This is a genomic window from Staphylococcus shinii (assembly GCF_017583065.1).
In the GTDB taxonomy this organism is placed as follows: domain Bacteria; phylum Bacillota; class Bacilli; order Staphylococcales; family Staphylococcaceae; genus Staphylococcus; species Staphylococcus shinii.
In genome coordinates, this window is record NZ_JAGEVL010000001.1 from 430,515 (window position 1) to 451,395 (window position 20,881).

The 20,881-nt window shown below is 33.0% G+C and carries 19 protein-coding genes and 1 riboswitch; of the genes, 6 read left to right on the forward strand and 13 right to left on the reverse strand.

Going from position 1 to position 20,881, the window contains the following annotated elements; all coding sequences use genetic code 11:
- Positions 1 to 2 precede the first annotated feature (2 nt).
- Complete coding sequence (gene brnQ3 / locus J5E45_RS02125) at positions 3 to 1,346, forward strand: branched-chain amino acid-like transporter carrier protein BrnQ3 (RefSeq protein WP_208181525.1); 1,344 nt, start codon at positions 3 to 5, stop codon at positions 1,344 to 1,346.
- Between the two features lie 463 nt (positions 1,347 to 1,809).
- Positions 1,810 to 3,399 carry a BCCT family transporter gene (locus J5E45_RS02130; RefSeq protein ID WP_338061891.1) on the forward strand — a complete coding sequence of 530 codons (1,590 nt, stop codon included), beginning with the start codon at positions 1,810 to 1,812 and terminating at the stop codon, positions 3,397 to 3,399.
- A gap of 283 nt (positions 3,400 to 3,682) precedes the next feature.
- On the opposite strand, the gene J5E45_RS02135 is transcribed toward J5E45_RS02130, so the two are convergent.
- From J5E45_RS02135 to J5E45_RS02145, 3 genes are read right to left on the reverse strand one after another with little or no spacing between them, the layout of a single operon-like run.
- Positions 3,683 to 4,813, reverse strand: a complete 1,131-nt coding sequence (locus J5E45_RS02135) for a toxic anion resistance protein (protein WP_069793082.1) — start codon at positions 4,811 to 4,813, stop codon at positions 3,683 to 3,685.
- Between the two features lie 30 nt (positions 4,814 to 4,843).
- Entirely contained in the window at positions 4,844 to 5,467 is a 624-nt protein-coding gene (locus J5E45_RS02140) for a 5-bromo-4-chloroindolyl phosphate hydrolysis family protein (protein ID WP_039066544.1), read from the reverse strand.
- Positions 5,468 to 5,480: 13 nt separating this feature from the next.
- Positions 5,481 to 5,750 carry an acylphosphatase gene (locus J5E45_RS02145; protein ID WP_039066545.1) on the reverse strand — a complete coding sequence of 90 codons (270 nt, stop codon included), beginning with the start codon at positions 5,748 to 5,750 and terminating at the stop codon, positions 5,481 to 5,483.
- Between the two features lie 359 nt (positions 5,751 to 6,109).
- Here J5E45_RS02145 and msaA point away from each other — a divergent pair, with 359 nt between their 5' ends.
- Complete coding sequence (gene msaA / locus J5E45_RS02150) at positions 6,110 to 6,418, forward strand: regulatory protein MsaA (RefSeq protein ID WP_069793083.1); 309 nt, start codon at positions 6,110 to 6,112, stop codon at positions 6,416 to 6,418.
- Between the two features lie 182 nt (positions 6,419 to 6,600).
- A complete protein-coding gene (gene cspA / locus J5E45_RS02155) occupies positions 6,601 to 6,801 on the forward strand; it encodes a cold shock protein CspA (protein ID WP_001831260.1) in 201 nt (66 codons plus the stop codon).
- Positions 6,802 to 6,972: 171 nt separating this feature from the next.
- Here cspA and lysA read toward each other — a convergent pair whose 3' ends face one another.
- The 10 genes from lysA to J5E45_RS02205 form a co-directional block, all read right to left on the reverse strand.
- Positions 6,973 to 8,238: a diaminopimelate decarboxylase gene (lysA, locus tag J5E45_RS02160; protein ID WP_101093790.1), complete on the reverse strand. Its 1,266-nt coding sequence runs from the start codon at positions 8,236 to 8,238 to the stop codon at positions 6,973 to 6,975.
- 3 nt (positions 8,239 to 8,241) lie between these two features.
- Positions 8,242 to 9,315, reverse strand: coding sequence for an alanine racemase (locus tag J5E45_RS02165; RefSeq protein WP_101093791.1), 1,074 nt, complete (start codon positions 9,313 to 9,315; stop codon positions 8,242 to 8,244).
- A complete protein-coding gene (locus tag J5E45_RS02170; RefSeq protein WP_039066553.1) occupies positions 9,312 to 10,469 on the reverse strand; it encodes a M20 metallopeptidase family protein in 1,158 nt (385 codons plus the stop codon). The genes J5E45_RS02165 and J5E45_RS02170 overlap by 4 nt, the downstream gene beginning before the upstream one ends.
- Before the next feature lie 275 nt (positions 10,470 to 10,744).
- The gene (gene dapD, locus J5E45_RS02175) at positions 10,745 to 11,464 is read right to left on the reverse strand and encodes a 2,3,4,5-tetrahydropyridine-2,6-dicarboxylate N-acetyltransferase (protein ID WP_101093792.1); all 720 of its coding nucleotides are present in this window, start codon (positions 11,462 to 11,464) and stop codon (positions 10,745 to 10,747) included.
- Between the two features lie 22 nt (positions 11,465 to 11,486).
- The gene (dapB, locus tag J5E45_RS02180) at positions 11,487 to 12,209 is read right to left on the reverse strand and encodes a 4-hydroxy-tetrahydrodipicolinate reductase (RefSeq protein ID WP_039066557.1); all 723 of its coding nucleotides are present in this window, start codon (positions 12,207 to 12,209) and stop codon (positions 11,487 to 11,489) included.
- Positions 12,206 to 13,093, reverse strand: coding sequence for a 4-hydroxy-tetrahydrodipicolinate synthase (gene dapA / locus J5E45_RS02185; RefSeq protein WP_101049340.1), 888 nt, complete (start codon positions 13,091 to 13,093; stop codon positions 12,206 to 12,208). The genes dapB and dapA overlap by 4 nt, the downstream gene beginning before the upstream one ends.
- A 1-nt stretch (position 13,094) precedes the next feature.
- The gene (locus tag J5E45_RS02190) at positions 13,095 to 14,084 is read right to left on the reverse strand and encodes an aspartate-semialdehyde dehydrogenase (protein ID WP_039066561.1); all 990 of its coding nucleotides are present in this window, start codon (positions 14,082 to 14,084) and stop codon (positions 13,095 to 13,097) included.
- Positions 14,085 to 14,135: 51 nt separating this feature from the next.
- Positions 14,136 to 15,338 (reverse strand): aspartate kinase, encoded by a 1,203-nt coding sequence (locus J5E45_RS02195; protein ID WP_101093794.1) that lies wholly within the window; start codon positions 15,336 to 15,338, stop codon positions 14,136 to 14,138.
- An 89-nt stretch (positions 15,339 to 15,427) separates the two neighbouring features.
- A riboswitch (Lysine riboswitch) is annotated at positions 15,428 to 15,606 on the reverse strand.
- Positions 15,607 to 15,795: 189 nt separating this feature from the next.
- A complete protein-coding gene (locus tag J5E45_RS02200) occupies positions 15,796 to 16,626 on the reverse strand; it encodes an aldo/keto reductase (RefSeq protein WP_039066563.1) in 831 nt (276 codons plus the stop codon).
- A 191-nt stretch (positions 16,627 to 16,817) separates the two neighbouring features.
- Complete coding sequence (locus tag J5E45_RS02205) at positions 16,818 to 18,422, reverse strand: ABC-F family ATP-binding cassette domain-containing protein (RefSeq protein WP_039066564.1); 1,605 nt, start codon at positions 18,420 to 18,422, stop codon at positions 16,818 to 16,820.
- 143 nt (positions 18,423 to 18,565) lie between these two features.
- Between J5E45_RS02205 and J5E45_RS02210 the strand changes: the two genes are divergently transcribed.
- The gene (locus J5E45_RS02210) at positions 18,566 to 19,465 is read left to right on the forward strand and encodes a CvfB family protein (RefSeq protein WP_039066565.1); all 900 of its coding nucleotides are present in this window, start codon (positions 18,566 to 18,568) and stop codon (positions 19,463 to 19,465) included.
- 393 nt (positions 19,466 to 19,858) lie between these two features.
- Positions 19,859 to 20,812 (forward strand): PstS family phosphate ABC transporter substrate-binding protein, encoded by a 954-nt coding sequence (locus J5E45_RS02215; RefSeq protein ID WP_039066567.1) that lies wholly within the window; start codon positions 19,859 to 19,861, stop codon positions 20,810 to 20,812.
- Positions 20,813 to 20,881: the final 69 nt, after the last annotated feature.

Sequence of the window (20,881 nt, forward strand, 5' to 3'; positions counted from 1 at the left end):
ATATGAATAAAAATACATGGATTATAGGTTTTACATTGTTCGCAATGTTCTTTGGAGCAGGTAATCTTATTTTCCCACCAAATTTAGGCTTAGATAGCGGACAGTATTTCTGGCCATCAATCTTAGCATTTGCTTTAACAGGTATTGGACTACCACTATTAGGCGTTATCGTAGGCGCATTAGATAAACAAGGTTATATTGGATCATTAAATAAAATTTCACCTAAGTTCTCTATCATATTCCTAGTCATCATTTATCTTACAATTGGACCACTGTTCGCGATTCCTCGTACAGCGTCGACATCGTTTGAAATGACAGTGACACCGATTGCACACACAAATAGTAGTTTAGCATTGCTTATCTTTACTATTATATATTTCTTGATAGTTCTATATTTATGTATTAACCCAACTAAAATGGTAGATCGTATTGGTTCGCTATTAACACCTTTATTATTGATTACTATTTTAGCAATGATTATCAAAGGATTTGTTGATTATGGTAGCAATTCACATAGTCAAGCTGCTGAAGCATTTACATCGAACTTTGCAGGTTTCTCACAAGGGTTCACAAATGGTTATCTTACTATGGATGCTATTGCAGCTATAGCTTTCTCAATGATTGTCGTTAATGCAGTGAAATCAACTGGTATTACACATGCCAATCAAATTTTCAAACAAACGTTAATGGCAGGTATAATTGCAGCTGTAGCTTTAATGTTTATTTATATTTCTCTAGGATTTATAGGTAATCATATGGCAGTACCTCAAGAAAAAATAGCGAGCTTAACTGCAAACGATCAAAACATCGGTACATATTTATTAACAACTATGGCCAGTGTTGGATTTGGGACATTTGGTAAATATTTATTAGGTATTATTGTGGCGCTTGCTTGTCTCACAACAGCTTGTGGTTTGATTGTGTCCGTATCAGAATATTTCTATAGAATTTTCCCAAGGATTTCTTACAAAATATATGTGATTGGTTTTACACTAATTAGCTTTATTTTAGCTAACCAAGGGCTTAACTCGGTCATCACAATGTCTGTACCAGTGTTGAGTATTGTATATCCAGTAGCAATCACATCAGTGTTACTTATTTTATTAGCACGTTTTATACCAACAAAACCAATTGCACAACAAATTCCTGTTGCTATCGTTACAATCGTTTCTATCTTAAGTGTCATTCATACACAAGGGTGGCTAAAATTGAGTTTCATTGATAGCTTGCCATTAAAAGAGTATTCACTTGAATGGTTCCCAATCGCTGTAGTGACAACAATCATAGGTTACATTGTAGCTACAATGGTTAAAAATCAAAAACCAATTGTTTATGAAAAAGAATAATATTTAAAATAAAAGCAAGTCAGCGCTTAAATTAGTGTTGGTTTGCTTTTTTATGTAATTAATAGCTAAATAGAAGCTTCTATTTAGCCATTAATATATCGATGAAGATAATTTATAAATCTAAAACCTTAAAATAAATTTCAAAAGTCTATTTGATTAGTTTTAAAAAGTAAGCTATACTCTTTACTTCAAGTGTTTCATTAAAAAGCAATATAAGGGTTTTATGGTGATAGATAACCTGTATTTACATAAGTACCAAATCGTGTATTTCATAGAATATGATTTTTTAATATAGATAAAACTAAACTTAATTAAATTATTTGTGACTTCATGCCTCTCATATTTTAGATTCATCTTTACTATTTAATATACCAAGAAGTATCTTATCAAAATTATTGAAAATAACATCACATACTCAATATGCATATTGTTTAAAACACGTATAATAGAGGGGTCGAATAATATTAAATATTCACAATGGAAAGATAAGTTAGATTGGCCAGTATTTCTAATTAGTGGGGGCATCCTAGTTTTATTTGTACTGATGTCTTCTGTTTTTACGCAGGCAACTTCGAATTTCGTACAAAAGGGATTCCAAATCTCCATTACTTATTTCGGAGCTTTTTGGCAAATATTACTTCTTGCAACATTTGCAGTAGGTGCATTTTTAGCATTTTCAAAGTATGGTCGTGTTCGACTAGGTAACGCTTCTAAACCAGAAATGGGTTATTTTAGATGGGCTGCTATTGTAATAACGTCAGGCTTAGGCGCTGGGGCCATTTTCTGGGCTGCAGCAGAACCGATGTATTATTTTATTGATGTACCACCAACAATGGATTCCGACATTAAAAATGCCAGTACTCTAGCCATATCAGCTGCTATGGCACAAAGTTTTACCTCTTGGGGTTTTACGGCATGGGCAGTTTACGGGGCCATTAGTGGTATTATTATCATGTATGCGCATTATAATAAACATTTAAAAATGCGTCCTCGAACGCTACTATATCCAATATTTGGTAATAAAATAGAAAAAAATAAAATTGGATGGCTTATCGATGTTTTTTGTATTTTAGGTGCTGTTGCTGGTACTATTGGAACAATTGGATTCTTCGGCTTTCAATTTAGTTACTGGTTACATAGTATTTTTGGTATACCAGATAACATAGTTACTCAAATATTATCTGTCGCAGGTTTAATGGTTATTGTAATGATTTCTGCAACTACCGGTATCGAAAAGGGAATTCAATTTTTAAGTAAATTAAATGTCTGGCTAGCGCTAGCACTTGCAGCATTTATATTATTGTTAGGCCCTGGGCATTTTATTATAGATACATTTATTTCTTCATATGGCGTTTATATAACTCATTTTCTAGAAATCAGTACATTTAGAGGCAATGATAAATGGGCTGGCGCTTGGATGTTATTTTTCTTTGGTTGGTTTATAGGATATGGGCCTTTAATGGGAATGTTAGTTGCTCGTGTATCTAGAGGTCGTACAATTAGAGAAATATTTTTACTTGTATCAATAGTAGCAGCAGTAGTTTCTCATGTATGGTTTTCTATTCTTGGCGGTAGTGGCCTATTTTATGAGACAAAAAACAGTGGTACAATCAGTGGGCCATTAACAGATAACGGACTCCCAGCAGCAGTTATTTCAATTGCATCTCATTTACCATTAGGCACTGTAATGGTCATTGTTTTATTATTATTGACATTAATATTTGTTATCACTACTGCTGATACGATGTCTTATTCAATTTCGATGTCTGTTACAGGAGAAGGCGATCCACCAAAAATAATAAGGCTCTTTTGGGTTGTCATTATGGGCGTTATATCAATTATTTTAATTAATATAGGAGAAGGTAGTATCAATGCTATTCAATCTTTCATAATTATTACAGCAGTTCCAATATCAATTATCATGTTGCCAGCAGTTTGGACGGCACCAAAAATTGCACATAAATTAGCTATTGAACAAAATATAGCAATTAAAAAAGAAACTTCAGAAAACAATATTTTAGCTGAAAAATCTTCTAATAATGACATAAAATAATAGTAAAGTATAAGCATGTACTAGAAGTGTTTTTGTTTAACACTAAAATAATATCAAGTTAAAAGTAAGCTTATACTAAATTTAAAAAGGGCGTATCCGTATATAAAAAATGGATACGCCTTTTCCTATAACAAATTATTTTTGACGTAGAACGACTATATCTGAGAATACGCTTATAACCAGATATTTTACTACTTTATCTACTACTCCATAAAAAAAACCGAGACATCTACTTATGTCCCGGAGTCATTTCTCAAAATAACTACTTAATTAAATGTAGAAACTATTTATTTTGTTTCATATCTAAAAGTTGATTTTGTAATTCAGATTCTAATTGATTTAATTCAGATTCAGCTTGTTTACGTTTATTACGACCTTGTTCTTGAATCTGTAGTGTTTGTTCTATTGTTTCAATAATATCATTTTGTGTTGTTTTTAGAGTCTCAATATCAACGACGCCACGTTCATTTTCAGTAGCAGTATCTAGAGCATTTTGTTTCAATAGTTCAGAGTTTTTTAATAATAAATCATTTGTCGTATCAGTAACGGCTTTTTGAGCTGATACTGCATTTCGTTGTCTCATTAAAGTTAATGCAATTGACATTTGATTTTTCCACAATGGAATACTTGTAAGAATCGAACTTTGTATTTTTTCTGCTAATGCTTGGTTAACATTTTGAATCATACGTATTTGAGGAGCCGTTTGTATAGCAATTTGCCTAGATAGTTGTAAATCATAAATACGCTTGTCTAATCGATCGATAAATTGTTCCATATCCGATGCAGCTTGAACATCCATTTGATTACCTGTTGATTTTGCCTGCGCTCTTAATTTAGGCACTTCCTCTTGTTGCAGATCATGCTGTTTCTTTTTTGCTGCTTCTATATACAGTGATAATTCATCAAAATAGTCTTTATTCATATTATATAATTCATCTAGCATATCTACATCTTTTACTAAGTTATTTTTATGCTTATCTAACTCAATTGATATACGATCTATTTGCGAGCCAACCGATTGCATCTTTGAAAAAACTTCATTTACAGAGGCTTTTGTCCTTCTAAATAGACGTTTTAATTTTGATTGGTTTTCTGAATTTAGCTCGTCAGGGTTTACTGATTTCAGTTTACTCATTAGCCCATTCAATGATTCACCGACTGGTCCAACGTCAGTTGTTTTAACTTCATTTAATATACGATGTGAGAATTGGGACATATGAGATTGTGCTTCTGTACCATAATTTAATAAAGCATCATGATCCATTGGTTTTATTTTTTCGCTTAATTCATTAATCTTTTGTTGATCCTTTTGATTATATTGCCTAGAATTTACGACTTCAGATTCACTTGTAGAATTTTCTTCTATATATTTGTCTAATGGATGTGAATTTATATAGTCTTGTTCTCTTGCCATAAAATCTCTCTCCATTCTTATTGTGATTTACTATTTTTTATTTCGGCTTTGTTCTATCTTGTTTAGTTCCATCTCTATATCTAACTTACTATAATCCTCGTCATTAATTCTTCTTAAATCAGCTACTAATGTCCTTTTCACTTCATCCAAAGTAATTCTTGTTTGTTCTAATTTTTGTTTTTCTTCTTTACTTTTCTTAGGTGATTTAGATAATCTTGTATATGCTTCAATTAAATTTAATGCATTATCAATATGTGAATAAAAGAAACTTTCGACTTTAAAAAATGAACTTGGTTGCTGTTTAACTGCATAAAATATAGCTCGAGATATCCGATAAATTTCATTTACTTGCCTAAAGTCTTTGATAGATCTGACATTGACAAATGATTTAAATATACGTCTAATTTTATCTTGAGCATTATTCAATTGACCATTGACAAAGTGATAATCTCGACGAGTTAAACCAATTTCTTTTAAATATTTTCTAGAAGTTAAACGTTGAGTAGGGAAGTAAAACGTTATAAATGTTGCTACAGAAATCAACAAATCAAAAATAAAATAAATATCTAAGGCAAATATACTAACAAACCATGCGATAACTGCTGCTGGTAAAGCAATAATTGTCCCGAAAATACGAGAAATATTATATCTCAAACTTCATCTTCCTTTATATAGTTTTAAAATCTTTCAATGATTGCTCAATTTCTATCTCTTCAGTAGTAAAGTCTTCAACATGAGATGCTGGGGAAGCACCTTCAGTAACTGCGTTAATAAATTGTGTTAAAGATTGCTCATCACCTTGAGCATATATATCAACGTAATTATCTACATTTTCAACGGTACCAACAATATGATATTGTTGCGCTATCTTTTGGGTATAATAACGAAAACCTACACCTTGTACCATCCCAAATACTTTAATGTGTTTGCGTTTCATAAAATCACCTCTTAATTAACATTATACGAAATTTAACGCTACAAAACTAATATTTAAGTTTATAAATTGATAGTCTATCGGCCAAAAGTATGAGCCAGATAACTTGATTTTGTATCTTAACTCGTTAAAATATTACACATAGGCAAAAATTGTACGTCTCTAAATCAAAGTATGAACGTCTATATTTAGTTTTATTTATATCTATTTATAAACATGGGGGATTTAATTTAGAGTATATGTGTGATCGAAATACATACATAAGTATAAGCACTTTGTTCTATAGGTCTAAATAGCGAGGTGCGAAATTAGTTACGCCAAAAAAGTGATTTAGACTATATATGAAAGGGTGAAGATTTATAATGTGGACAGTTGCAAAAATTCGAGCTGATTATGAAGGCTGGTGGTTATTTAGTGACTGGACTGATCATATTGTAGAACAGTATGACTTCGAGACTTACGACGAAATGTTAAAATTTTATACATCATTAATTTTAAAGAGCAAAAATACGTTTGATAATTATTTAGTTGGAAAACATAATATTCATGCTTTTTATAACAATTGCGAATTAGGATTTTGTGAAGATTGCGATGAAGATTTACAAATATTCTATAGTTTTATAGTTTTAAATAAAAATGAAGTTTATTTTAATTTACCTATAATTGAATAAACAATTAATTAACGTTTGCCTTGCAATTCAACTGAAAATATCCTATAATATTAGTCAAGCAATTGTTTTATTCCATATTGCAAAGAATATTGTACTAACAGGCTTATACTGTTTCATTGTATTTTTTGTAATATGCGAATAACGCATATTGAATGAATATTAGTCTTGGAGGTTTCACATTTATGAAACAAGGTACAGTAAAATGGTTTAACGCTGAAAAAGGATTTGGTTTTATCGAAGTTGAAGGAGAAAACGACGTATTCGTACACTTCTCAGCAATTAACCAAGAAGGTTACAAATCATTAGAAGAAGGTCAATCAGTTGAATTTGAAGTAGTTGAAGGCGACCGCGGTCCTCAAGCTGCAAACGTTGTAAAACTATAATATAGATTGCAATATTGACTATTTAAAGAACCTTGTTAAAGGTTCTTTTTTTTATAGTCGCGGTTATATTTAATTACGGTAGCTTAATTTATATTATTTCATACCAGTATATACTAAATAAAAAGTGGTTCCATCAGCCTAAAGTAGGGGATAGAACCACTTTTTTTTAATTTATTTCGTATCATTAATGATTAATTGACGTAATGATTGACGTTTAATAACTTCTCTAGCTTTACCGTCTTTCAAGAAAAATACAGAAGGCTTCTGCATTTGGTTATAGTTTGAAGCCATAGAATAATGATAAGCACCTGTAGATAAAACTGCTAAATAGTCACCACGTTTTACTGTACTAGGTAATTTTGCGTCCTTGATAATAATGTCGCCTGACTCACATAATTTTCCTGCAATCGTAACTGTTTCATCTTTAGGGTCATTTCTATTAACAAGTAGTGCTTCATATTGTGCATCGTATAATGATGTTCTAATATGATCGCTCATACCTCCATCAATAGAAACGTACTTATTAACATTGGGGATTTCTTTAATTGTTCCAACTTCATATAAAGTGATACCAGCTTCACCGACAATAGAACGCCCAGGCTCAATACCGATTTCTGGGATAGGGTAATTAGCTTGTTTAGCAATCGCTTTAACAGCAGCAGTAATTTCCTCAATGCCTTCTTCGATAGGGAAGCTTACATCTCCTTCAACATATTTAATACTGAAGCCACCGCCAAGATTTATTAGCTCTACTTCGATATCATTTTCTTTCAACCATTGAACCACAAGTTTTGTAGTCTCAATCATTGCTTCTGTACCTTCAATTTGCGAACCTACATGAAAATGAACACCTTTAAGTTTTAAGTGTTTTGAAGTTCTAACTTTCTGTACACCTTGAATAGCTAAACCATGCTTAATAGATAAACCGAATTTACTATCTTCTTGTCCTGTTTGTATAAATTCATGCGTATGTGCTTCAACACCTGGATTTAATCTAATAACTACATTGACTTCTTCACTTGCGTAACGGTCAATAAGATCAATTTCTTCCAATGAATCTATAACGATATAGCCAACTTTACTTTCTAAAGCATATCGAATTTCATGTTTCGTCTTATTATTTCCATGAAAGTGGATATGTTGGGGATCAAACCCAGCTTCTAAAGCCGTGTATAGTTCACCTTCAGAGACAACATCTAATTCAAGATTTTCTTCTTGGACCAATTTAACCATTTGTAAACAAGTAAATGCTTTAGATGCATATGAAACATTATAATTTAATCCACTTTTTTTAAAAGCTTCATGAAAACGTCTCATTTGATTTCTAATTTGTACTTCATCATAGACAATTGTAGGCGTCCCAAAACTTTGCGCTATTGTTTTAAGACTTGTACCTCCCATTGTAAGTTCGCCACTATCATTATATTCTACTACCATAATTTATCTATACTCCTTTATTAGTGAGTCGTGATTCATTGCACTAAGTTGCTCGGAATTGGCACCGACACCTTTAAACGTATATTCATCAACACGTATATCATTATTATATAATATAACTTCATCTCGTGCACTCACACTATCATCGACTTCTACAAACATATGACTCATCATCAATGCACGTATAGGGAAACGTTTGCCGTTTATCATCGCTTCATGCTTCGCTCTGGATTTAAGAATACCATCACCATAACCAATATCAACCACTGCTAGTTTAGTTTGGTCTCTTGTAGCTTCAAACGCAAAACTATAACCACAGTAATCACCTTGATTTACTTCTCTTACTTGAATAATATTGCCTTTAACCGTTAATGATTGTTGAATGACTGTTTCGTCTATCGTACTATACGGTCTTGATCCGTACAAAGCAATACCTACACGTGCATGTGTATGATTAGGAAATATACCTTCTTCTCTATAATAACTTGCGCTATTTTGAGCATGAATCATATCAAATTGGTAGTTTTCAGCTAATAAGGCTTCTACAATATCTAACCACGCCTCACGTTCAATTTTATAGTCAGTCACATCAAATTCATCTGCATAACCAAAATGAGTCCACAAACCCACGATGTTCATTTTATTTGTATTTTGGTTTTGCTCATGATGTGAAAGTAGTTCTTTAATTTCAGCTACCGTCTTCAAACCTGAACGATGTAATAAATTTTCATACTCCACATGTACTTGTATATTATATAGTTCATTTAAATTCTCATAATAAAACGATAGGGAGGGTAAAGTCATTTGTATGTTATAAGCACGTACTTTATCAAATTCATAGACAGCATTCATTAAAAATATAGTTGCATCAGGAGCAAGTTTACGAATCCGTATAGCTTCTCTTAATGAAGTCGTGCTAAATGTATTAATGCCTATCGCCAAAAATTGTGTCACTGCAAACTCTAATCCATAATGATATGCATTGTTTTTGACCACTGCCATCAATTGGTTGTCTTGTTTTACATTTTCAGCATTTTTTCGAAATTTTGCTGTATCTACAGACCAAATAGCTGTCATTGTGCGCGCACCTCACTGTAAGATCTTAATATTTGTTCATAATAATCAGCAATCCTAATGAGCATGTGCTCATTAAAATTTAAATTAGAGGTATGTAAACCTGTAACATAGCCTTTAGATTCATCACGTACACCTACAAAAACAAAATAGCTTGGTGCTAACTGGCTATAAAAACTAAAATCTTCACCAAATAAATATGGCGTAGGTTTATCAATTACTTCAAAATTCGCATTTCTCAAACCATTTTCTACATGTTTACGTAAATTTGAATCATTATAAGTAGGTGGGTAACCTTCTTCAAATTTCACTTCACATTCAACATTGAATAATAATTTTACACTTTTGGCAATTTTAGCCATTTGCTGTTTGACGATTTCTAAATCATTAACATCATAAGTACGAATAGTGCCTTCTAGATAGCCATGACTTGGAACAGTATTAATAGCTTCTCCAGCTTCAAAATGACCCATATGGACGATATTTCGTTTCAAACCATTCAAATGATATTGTTGAATTTGACCAACTTGGCTTAGTACATGTTGCAATGCTTCTCCACAAGAATATCCTTGTTCTTTGTCTGCTACGTGACTTGATAAACCGTTTAAATAAAATCTATATTCTGTAGCGCTCGCAGTAATTTCTTCATCTCTAATTACAACGTGCCCTTCATTTTCAAATGGCATAACATGGACACCAAACACAGCTTCAATAGGGTAACGATTAAAAGCGCCGGCTCTAATTAATCGATTAGCGCCACCACCCGTTTCTTCAGCAGGCTGAAAGATAAATACAATATTTTGAGGAAGTTCGCCACAATCAGCTACAGCCTTACAACGTTTAACAAATAGCATTAACGCTGTGGTATGTCCATCATGACCACATGCATGCATCACGTTGTCCGTTTTACTTTTAAAATCTATATCATTTTCTTCGAAGATTGGTAACGCGTCTATATCCGCGCGATAAGCAATTGTGTGTTCGCCATTACCAGGTAAATACGCAATAACACCTGTATCAAGTGGTCTTTGATACTCGACTCCTAATTCATCTAAAAAGTTAGCAATATATTCAGTCGTTTCATACTCATGTAAACTCAATTCTGGATATTGATGCAAATAACGCCTATGTGTTGTAACAAATTCTAACTCATTCATCAAAATCAAATCCTTCTAGTTAAAGTTATATTTAGACTTTATTTAATTCACGAAAGTCTATTATGTATCATTTAATATTATAAAAATGAGGAGGTAAGACGACCTTATTATATATGATGTCGCTACCACATATAATAAGTTGAGACATTATAATGAATTTTATATCGTCTCGTCTATACCTCCCAATTATCTATTTAAATATTCACTTAAAGTTACAATTTAAATTTTACCTCTATGTAAATACGTAAGTGAATATATTTTGTTTTAATTAAGTATTAATCATTTAATTTTCTTAACGCTGAAACGATTTCGCGTTTTGAATCCTCAACTTCGCTTGTTTGTTTAATGACTTTAGCAGGTGTACCAGCTACTACAGAGCCTTCAGGTACATCTTGTGTAACAATTGCGCCAGCCGCAACAATAGAACCTTTACCAACGCGAACGCCTTCAAGAATTACCGCATTGGCACCAATTAGCACGTCGTCTTCAATAACTACAGGTGATGCGCTTGGTGGTTCTATTACTCCTGCTAATACTGCGCCAGCTCCAACGTGAACATTTTTACCAGTAGTAGCACGTCCACCAAGCGTTGCATTCATATCTACCATAGTACCTTCACCAACTACAGCTCCGATATTAATTGTAGCGCCCATCATGATTACTGCACCATCTTCAATAATCGCTTGTTCGCGAATAAAAGCGCCAGGTTCAATTCGTGCATTAGTATTTGTTAAGTCTTTCAATGGAATTGCAGAGTTGCGACGATCCATTTCAACTTCTAATTCATCAATACTTGATTGGTTGCTTTCGTAAAATTGTTTCCATTCGTCAGCTTCACAAAAGATTACTTTTGAATCAGTTGAACCAAAAACTTTAAAATTTTGAGGGAAACTCACATTTTCAAAGTTTCCATTTGCATACACTTTTAGTGGTGTAGATTTTTTTGCATCACTTATAAATTGGATAATTTCTTCTGCCGTTAAATGTTGTACCATAATTAAATACGCTCCTTAAGGTTTATAGGTTGTCAAATGTATAATAGTCATTTGCTTTGTTAATCAGTTTTTCTGCTGCGCCAATTGCACCATTGGCAAAAATATCTTTAGACTGTGCACGATGAGTTATTTCAATCGTTTCATCTGTACCAGCAAAGAGTATGTCATGTTGTCCTACAATAGTACCTCCACGAATTGAATGAACTCCAATTTCATCTTGAGTACGCTTTTCATTATTTTCATGTCTATCATAAACTGGTGTAGATTGTGTACGTAATGATTCAATAACATCGTAAAGTTTAACTAACGTACCACTTGGTGCGTCAACTTTTTTATTATGGTGAGCCTCTGTAAGCTCAATATCAAAGTCTTCGAGTAATGGTACAGCAGCTTCTAAAATTTTAGTTAGTGCGTGAACGCCATAACTCATGTTTGCACTGAAAAATACAGGCATACGATTGCTTAGGTCTTGCAGTTTATTAATGATTGTATCTTTTTCACCAGTGGTAGCAATAACTAATGGTAAAGTGAAGTCCTCTTCTAATAGAGGTAATAATAATTCGGGATTTGAAAAATCAATGGCAACTTCTGCGTCTTTAACATCTGCAATATGCTGGTAAGTAGGGTAAGGATAGTCTTTAGATTTATCTCTTACAATCACCCCTACAATTTCATGTCCTTTTTCCTCGGCTAGTCTAGCAACACGTTGATTCATTGCGCCGTAGCCAATAAGTACTATTTTCATGCATTTTCACCTGCTTTAAATTGTTCATAAGCTTGTTCTAATGTTTCACGTTCACTGTCTTCAAGTGGAACTAACGGTAAACGCACTTCATAATTTCCAAATCCTTCTAACGCAGTTAACGCTTTTACTGGAATAGGGTTTACGTCTACTGATAAAGCATCTAGCAAAGTTTGAATTGGTTGAAATTGTGTTTCAATATTTTCCCCATTTTGTTTAGCGTCGTATAACGCTTGGAATGATTTTGGAATAACATTTGCGACAACTGAAATCACACCGTGCCCATCTTTATTAAAATATTCAACTACATTATCGTCATTTCCACTATATAAAGCGAACTCATCAAGGTTAAGACGGTTTTTTAAATCATCTAAATAATCAAAATCGTTTGTTGCATCTTTTAATGCGACAATATACTCATTTTGACTTAAAGTTTCAACAGTTTCTGCTTCTATTGTCATGTTCGTACGAGAGGGAACATTGTATAAAATCACTGGTAATTTAACCGCATCAGCAATTGTCGTAAAATGCGCAATTAAACCACGTTGATTTGTTTTATTATAGTAGGGCGTAATCAACATAATTGCATCTGCACCCAATTCTCTAGCACGTACGGAAGCTTGAATAGATTTTTGTGTATTGTTAGTACCTGTTCCTGCAATTACTGGTACTCGACCATTTACATGGTTGATGACATTTTCTAATATTTGTTCTTTCTCATCGTCAGTAAGTGTAGGATTCTCTGCTGTAGTACCATTGACTACGATAGATTTCGTATCGTTCTCTATTAAATAATCAACATGTCTTCTAATGGCTTCATAGTCTACTTCATTGTGTGTGAATGGTGTTGCTAAAGCTACACCAACACCTTCAAAAATATGTCCCATCTTATTTAACTCCTTTCAAGCTCATCACTTGTTCAAGAATCTGTACTGCATTTAACGCTGCACCTTTCAATAAGTTATCGGAAGTACACCATACATGGAATGTATTATCTAAACTATCATCACGACGAATACGTCCTACAAAAATTTCATCTTTATTAGTAGAATGTATCGCTAATGGGTATTCGTTATTCTGTGGATTGTCTATAAGTACAACACGATCATCATTTTCAAATAACGCTTGTATTGCTTCAACCGTCGCTTCTTTTTCTAATGTAACGCTCATGTGTACGCTATGGCTATCTTGTACTGGTACACGAACACAAGTCGCTGTAACCTTTAAATCATCTGCATTTAAGATTTTACGTGTTTCATCAATCATTTTTTGTTCTTCTTTTGTATACCCATCTTCAAGGAAACTATCTATATGAGGTAATACATTATTATAAATTGGATGTGGATATGCTTCAGGCGCTTTGCCATTTGCACCTTCTGCTAAATCTGCTTTACCTTTAACACCTGATCCAGAAACTGCTTGATAAGTTGTGTATGCTACGCGTTTCAAACCGTAAGTTTCTTGTAATGGTTTAAGCGGAACAACTGATTGAATTGTAGAACAGTTAGGATTTGCAATGATTTTTCTATCTAGTTTAGGTTCATTGACTTCTGGCACAATTAAATCAATGCCTTCAGCCATTCTCCATTGACTAGAGTTATCAATAACGATAGCGCCTGCTTCTTCAAAGATAGGTGAGTAGTGCTCACTTGTACTTCCGCCAGCACTCATCAATACATAATCAAATGATTCTTTAGCCGCATCTTCAGTCAACTCTCTAACTATATACGTTTGACCTTGGAATTCTACTTGTTGTCCAGCCGAACGTGCTGATGAAAATAGCACCAATTCATCAAATGGTATTTCTTTTCTATCTATAGTTTCTAACATTTTTCTTCCTACTAAACCAGTTGCACCTGCGATTGCTAATCTTGTCATATACAATACACTCCAATATTATTTTTTTAATAGTACTATAATTTTGAAAATTCAGATATCAAAAATTTGATAAAGAGTTTGAACAGCACGTTCACCATTCATAGCATCAATAACACATGAAATGCTAATTTCTGAAGTTGTTGTTTGATAAAATGATATATCATTTTCAATTAATGTTTTGAATGCTTTTGAAGCTACGCCCGACATGTCTCTCATGCCAGAACCAATTAAAGAGAGTTTAACGTAATCTTCGTTTATCTTAAAGTCTAACGCACTAAACGATTCTTTTAAAGACTCTAATATCGTTGAAATTTGAATGGCATCTGTGTCTTTTATCGTAAATGACATTTGTAACCCTTCCAAATTAATGATTTGCGAGATCATATCAACATTAACGGAACCATCTTCTAAATGATTAAATAATGCAGTTAATAATTTATTATCGGGTAGGGGATAACTAATTGTAACGTGCATCATATGTGTATCTAACGCAACGCCTGTAACGGCTTTTCTTTCTAATATTTCAGTTTGGGGCATAATCCATGTTCCTTTCACATTTGATAAAGTTCTTCCTAAGTAAAGTGGGATACTATAATTGTTTGCCAATTCTACACTTCTTGTTTCAAGTACGCCTGCGCCTAAAGCACTCATCTCCATCATTTCTTCATATGAGACATAGTCTAAACGTTTTGCATTTTTGTATAGCCTTGGATCTGTCGCATAAACGCCATCAACATCTGTATATATTTCGCACGCTGTGTTATTGCTAGCTGCTAACGCGACTGCTGTAGTATCCGATCCACCACGACCTAGTGTAGTCACTTCAAAGTTATCATTTATACCTTGAAAACCTGCTATGACTAAAATGTCATTTTCAGTAAATGCTTGCTCGAATGTGTCAGGGTCAATTTCTGCTATGCGACTTTTTAAATGATGACCAACCGTTTTAATACCAGCTTGATAACCAGTCATTGCTTTAGCGTTAATTCCAATATCATTTAAAACCATCGATAAATAAGAAACCGTTTGTTGTTCTCCTGTAGTAAGTAAGAGAGCAAGTTCTTGGTCTTTAGGACTACTAGTTAAAGTAGAAACGTTTGCCATTAGTTCATCTGTTGTTTTACCCATAGCACTTACAACCACAATTAATTGTTCACCTTGTTCAACTCTTAATCTAAGCATTTCAGCAATATTTTTAATTTTAGTAAAATCACTTACTGAAGAACCTCCAAATTTCAAAACACTTCTTTCCAATTTCTATATCCTCCTCAACGAATAGGGGAGAATCACAGTATTATAAAAAAAGAACAAGTTCGGAATGCGAACCTGTTCTATAATATATATACAAGTGATGCACTCCATTATTTTAAAATAATGACAGACTCTTAGCTCTTAACCATAAAGTCCAACGTGTTATAAGCTGCTATTATAACTGTTTCGGCATCTCACCCTTTCAAAATTAGCTGCTAGCAGGCAGGTTCTTCTAATAATTACTAATGATTGATGCGCCTCATCAAAACCATATTTAATTTTTTGTTTATGATACACATTATACATAGGCATCCATATACTGTAAACCGCTTTTACGAAGTTTTTTTAATTTACTGAAAAATCCAACACTTTATAAATTATTTTTGCAACTTATGTGTAAAAAGTATTGAGTATTAACTCAAATTTATTTTCACTTTTTAATAATCATAGCAAAAACAGCCTAAAATTCTTCATATACTGCTGGATCTTGTCCTTTTAATCTGCCGTCTTTTTGAGTTAAAGCATTTATTTTTTCTATATCATCATGCTCTAAAGTGAAATCAAAAACTTCTTTATTTTGAATTTGTCTAGCAATAGAAGTTGCTTTTGGAATAGGTACTACACCATTTTGAATATGCCATCTTAAAATAATTTGAGGAATGGTTTTATCGTATTTTTCTGCTATCACTTCAATATCCTTATCATTTATAACTTCTGAAGCACGACCAAGAGGGCTCCATGCTTGCGTGATAATTCCTTTTTCATTATGATAGCTAATCATATCTTGTTGATTAAAATAAGGATGTAATTCTATTTGGTTAACTGAGGGCAGGACGCCTGTTTCTTGTTCTAACGTTTCAATGTGTTCAGGCAAGAAATTACATACACCGATAGATTTAATTAGCCCAGCATTACGAGCATCAATCATAGCTTGCCAAGCCTCAATAAATTTACCATGTCTTGGATTTGGCCAATGTATTAAGTATAAATCGATATATTCCACATTCAAACGATAAATCGATTCTTGAATAGCAATCATTGCCGCATTGTAGTCTTGATAACGTCCAGGAAGTTTAGAAGTTACAATTATTTGGTCTCTTGAGACATGACTCTGTTCAATCGCTTTACCGACAGTGCCTTCATTCTCATAATTGTATGCAGTATCTAATAAACGATAACCTTGATTTAACGCACTAACAATCGCATGCATTCCTGATACACCATTTAATTTATATGTGCCAAATCCTATTTGTGGTATTATCTTTCCATCAATCATATCTAAATTTTGCATTTTCAAATTCCTCCTAGCTTAAACTTATAATGATTATATAATTCTTGAAAAGCATTTCAAAGTAATTGGCCCATACAACATTTGTTTTACAATCATCAAAAGGGGAGTAATAAAAAGTCTGCCAGATTATAATTATAACCCGGCAGACAAATATATTTTCATATTTTTAATTATTATTTAACAATCGTTAATTATTTTGTTAATACACCAGTTTCTTCTAAATAAGCTTGGTATGATATCTCTTTAGATACAGCTCCAGCTGGATTTAAGTCGATGACACGGTTTGCGATTGTATTAATAAATTCAAAGTCATAAGAAGTGAAAATAAGCGACCCTTTAAAGTTTTTCAAACCATCATTAACAGCAGTAATACTTTCTAAATCTAAGTGGTTTGTAGGCTCATCAAGTAATAATACGTTTGCGCTTGATAACATCATTTTACTTAGCATACAACGTACTTTTTCTCCACCTGATAATACACTTGCTTTTTTCTTAACTTCTTCACCACTAAATAACATACGACCTAAGAAACCACGTAAGAACGTTTCAGTTTGCTCATCCTCAGGGGCGTATTGACGTAACCAATCGACAAGATTCATGTCTACACCTTCAAAGAATTCTGAGTTATCTTTAGGGAAGTAACTACGAGATGTAGTAACACCCCATCTTACTGTACCTTCATCAGGTTCCATTTCTCCGGCTAGTATTTTCAGTAATGTTGATTTAGCAAATTCACTATCGCCAATTAACACAGCTTTATCATTTGGATCCATAGTAAACGAAATGTTATCAAGAACTTTAACACCATCTATTGATTTTGATAGGTTTTCTACAAATAATAAATCATTACCAATTTCACGTTCCGGTGTGAATTTCACAAATGGGTAACGGCGAGAAGAAGGTTGAATATCATCGAGTTCAATTTTCTCTAATTGCTTTTTACGACTTGTCGCTTGTTTAGATTTAGAAGCGTTCGCAGAGAAACGCGCAACAAAGTCTTGTAACTCTTTAATTTTTTCTTCTTTTTTCTTATTTTGATCTTGAGCCATTTTCATAGCTAATTCACTTGATTGATACCAGAAGTCATAGTTACCAACATAAACTTTAATCTTTCCATAATCTAAATCAGCAATATGTGTACATACATTATTTAAAAAGTGTCTATCATGTGATACAACGATAACAGTATTATCGAAATTAATAAGGAAATCTTCTAACCAACTGATAGCGGGAATATCTAGTCCGTTGGTAGGCTCATCTAATAATAGTACGTCTGGTTGACCAAAAAGACTCTGTGCTAATAATACTTTAACTTTTTGATTATTTTCTAATTCTGACATCTTCTTGTCTTGCAAGTCGGCTTTAATACCAAGACCAGAAAGTAGGGAACCGGCATCTGCCTCTGCATTCCAACCGTCCATTTCTGCGAATTCACCTTCAAGTTCAGCAGCTCTGATACCATCTTCATCACTGAAATCTGGTTTCATATAAATTTCGTCTTTTTCTTTCATTACTTCATATAAACGTTCATGACCTTTAATAACAACATCTAACACACGTTCATCTTCAAAAGCGAAGTGATCTTGTTTTAATACTGCTAAACGTTCATTTTTACCCATTGAAACATGGCCAGTTTGAGCATCTAATTCACCTGATAAAATCTTTAAGAACGTTGATTTACCAGCTCCATTTGCCCCAATCAAACCATAGCAATTGCCATCTGTAAACTTAATATTTACATCTTCGAATAATTTACGATCGCCAAATCGTAAACTTACATCAGTAACTTGTAACATGCATTTACTCCTTTTCGTTAATCTACCGGACAAATTATAACACACTTAGCTTGTACTTTCGACCATTCTCGCTATACTGATGCTTGTTTCCTTATAGCATGTTATAATAAGAAAGAATAAATTTATGTACGAAGGAGAAAAGTATGGCCCAAGATGAAAAAGATATAGTAGGTTCAATAGAATTTCTTGAAGTTGTTGGTATAGAAGGCTCAACATATCAATTAAGAGGACCAAATGGCGAAGACGTAAAACTAAACCAATCTGAAATTAACGAAGAAGATGAATTACAAATAGGAGAAGAATATAGTTTCTTCATCTATCCAAACAGATCAGGAGCATTATTTGCCACACAAAATATGCCTGATATCACAACAGATAAGTATGCTTTTGTTAAAGTGATCAAAACAGACCGCGATGGCGCGCATGTAGATGTCGGTTTACCAAGAGAGGTATTAATTCCTTGGGTAGATTTACCAAAAGTAAAAGAAGTATGGCCAATACAAGGTGATGAGTTATTTGTTACTTTACGTGTGGACAGAGACAACAATATGTTTGCGCGTTTAGCAACTGAAACTATTGTCGAACAAATGTACACCCCTTCATTTGAAAATGAAAAACAAAACCAAGTTATCGAAGCTAGACCATATCGTCTATTAAGAATTGGTAGTTTCTTACTATCTAAAGATGGATATAAAATATTTGTTCATGAATCTGAACGTAAAGCAGAACCACGTCTTGGTGAAAATGTAAAAGTACGTATTATTGGCCAAAATGATAAAGGTGAATTAAACGGGTCATTTTTACCATTAGCTCACGAAAGACTGGATGATGATGGGCAACACATTTTTGATTTACTTGTAGAATATAACGGTGAACTACCATTTTCAGACAAATCAAGTCCAGAAGCCATTAAAGAGATTTTCAACATGAGCAAAGGATCATTTAAAAGAGCGATTGGTCACCTTTACAAAAACAAAATTATTAATATTGAAAGTGGTAAAATAGCATTAACTCAAAAGGGCTGGGACCGAGTAGAAAAATAGTCCACGAAGTTAAATGTAAAAACTATATTCAACAATTACCTTGATAACACAGAACATAGAATATAATTAAATCAAATTATTCTTTATAAGAAGTACACCTTATAACCTGAAAATACTACGGTAAAGTAGTTATTTTCAGGTTTTTTAGCGTTTATATTACAAACCCTAAATTTTCGTAATATATCACTTACGCTAAAAACAGTGCTATCAAAGCATTTTTAGTACTAATGCATATTATCATATTCCAAATATAAACATTGTAAACGATGTAAATGTTTTCTTAACGAAACATTTACACTAACTATATTTGTATTTAATAAATTGTGTGTAGTATAGGAACTGTAATAAATACATATAACTTTTGGGTTATTCACTTATTAGGAGGATGTTTCAATGAAAAAATGGCAATTATTTGGTACTACAGCAATCGGCGCTTCACTTTTATTAGGTGCTTGTGGTGGCGGTAACGCAGACTCAGGTAAAGGCGAAGGAGAAGTTAAGGGCGATGGCTCTTCTACAGTAGGTCCAATCATTGAAAAACTAAATGAAAAATTTGCTAAAGATAATTCAGATGTAACAGTTTCTTCTGGTACTTCAGGTACAGGTGGCGGCTTTGAGAAATTCATAGCAGGGAATACTGATTTTTCAAACGCTTCTAGACCAATCAAAGATGAAGAAAAGAAAAAACTAGATGATAAAGGCATTAAATACGATGAATTCAAAATTGCTCAAGATGGTGTAACGATTACCGTAAACAAAGATAATGATTTCGTTGATGAACTTACAAAAGAACAACTTAAGAAAATCTACTCAGGCGAAGCAAAAACTTGGAAAGATGTTAATTCAGAATGGCCATCAAAAGAAATTAAAGCTTTCTCACCTGACCAATCACATGGTACTTACGACTTCTTTACTGAAGAAGTAATGGATAAAGGGGATATCAAGGCTGAGAAAAACGCTGATACAAACGTAATAGTACAATCAGTTCAAAACAATGAAAATGGTGTTGGTTACTTTGGTTACAACTTCTACGAACAAAATAAAGATAAATTAAAAGAAGTTAAAGTTAAAGATGATGAAGGTAAAACTACCGAGCCAACTAAGAAAACAATCCAAGATGGTTCTTACGCTTTAAGTAGACCATTATACATTTACACAAATGAGAAAAAATTAAAAGATAATGAAGGATTCCAAGACTTTATGAAATTTGTACTTGAAGACAAAGGTAAATCAGCTGAAGATGCAGGTTTCGTAGCATTACCTGAAAAAGATTACAAAGAACAACAAGATAAATTAAAAGATATTATTGGTAAAGAAAGCAAAGACAGCAAAAAAGAAGACAAATAATTTTTAATTAAATCGATAAGGGTTGGGATTCTGGAATGGACACAAAGTAAACTTTGTACACTACTTTGT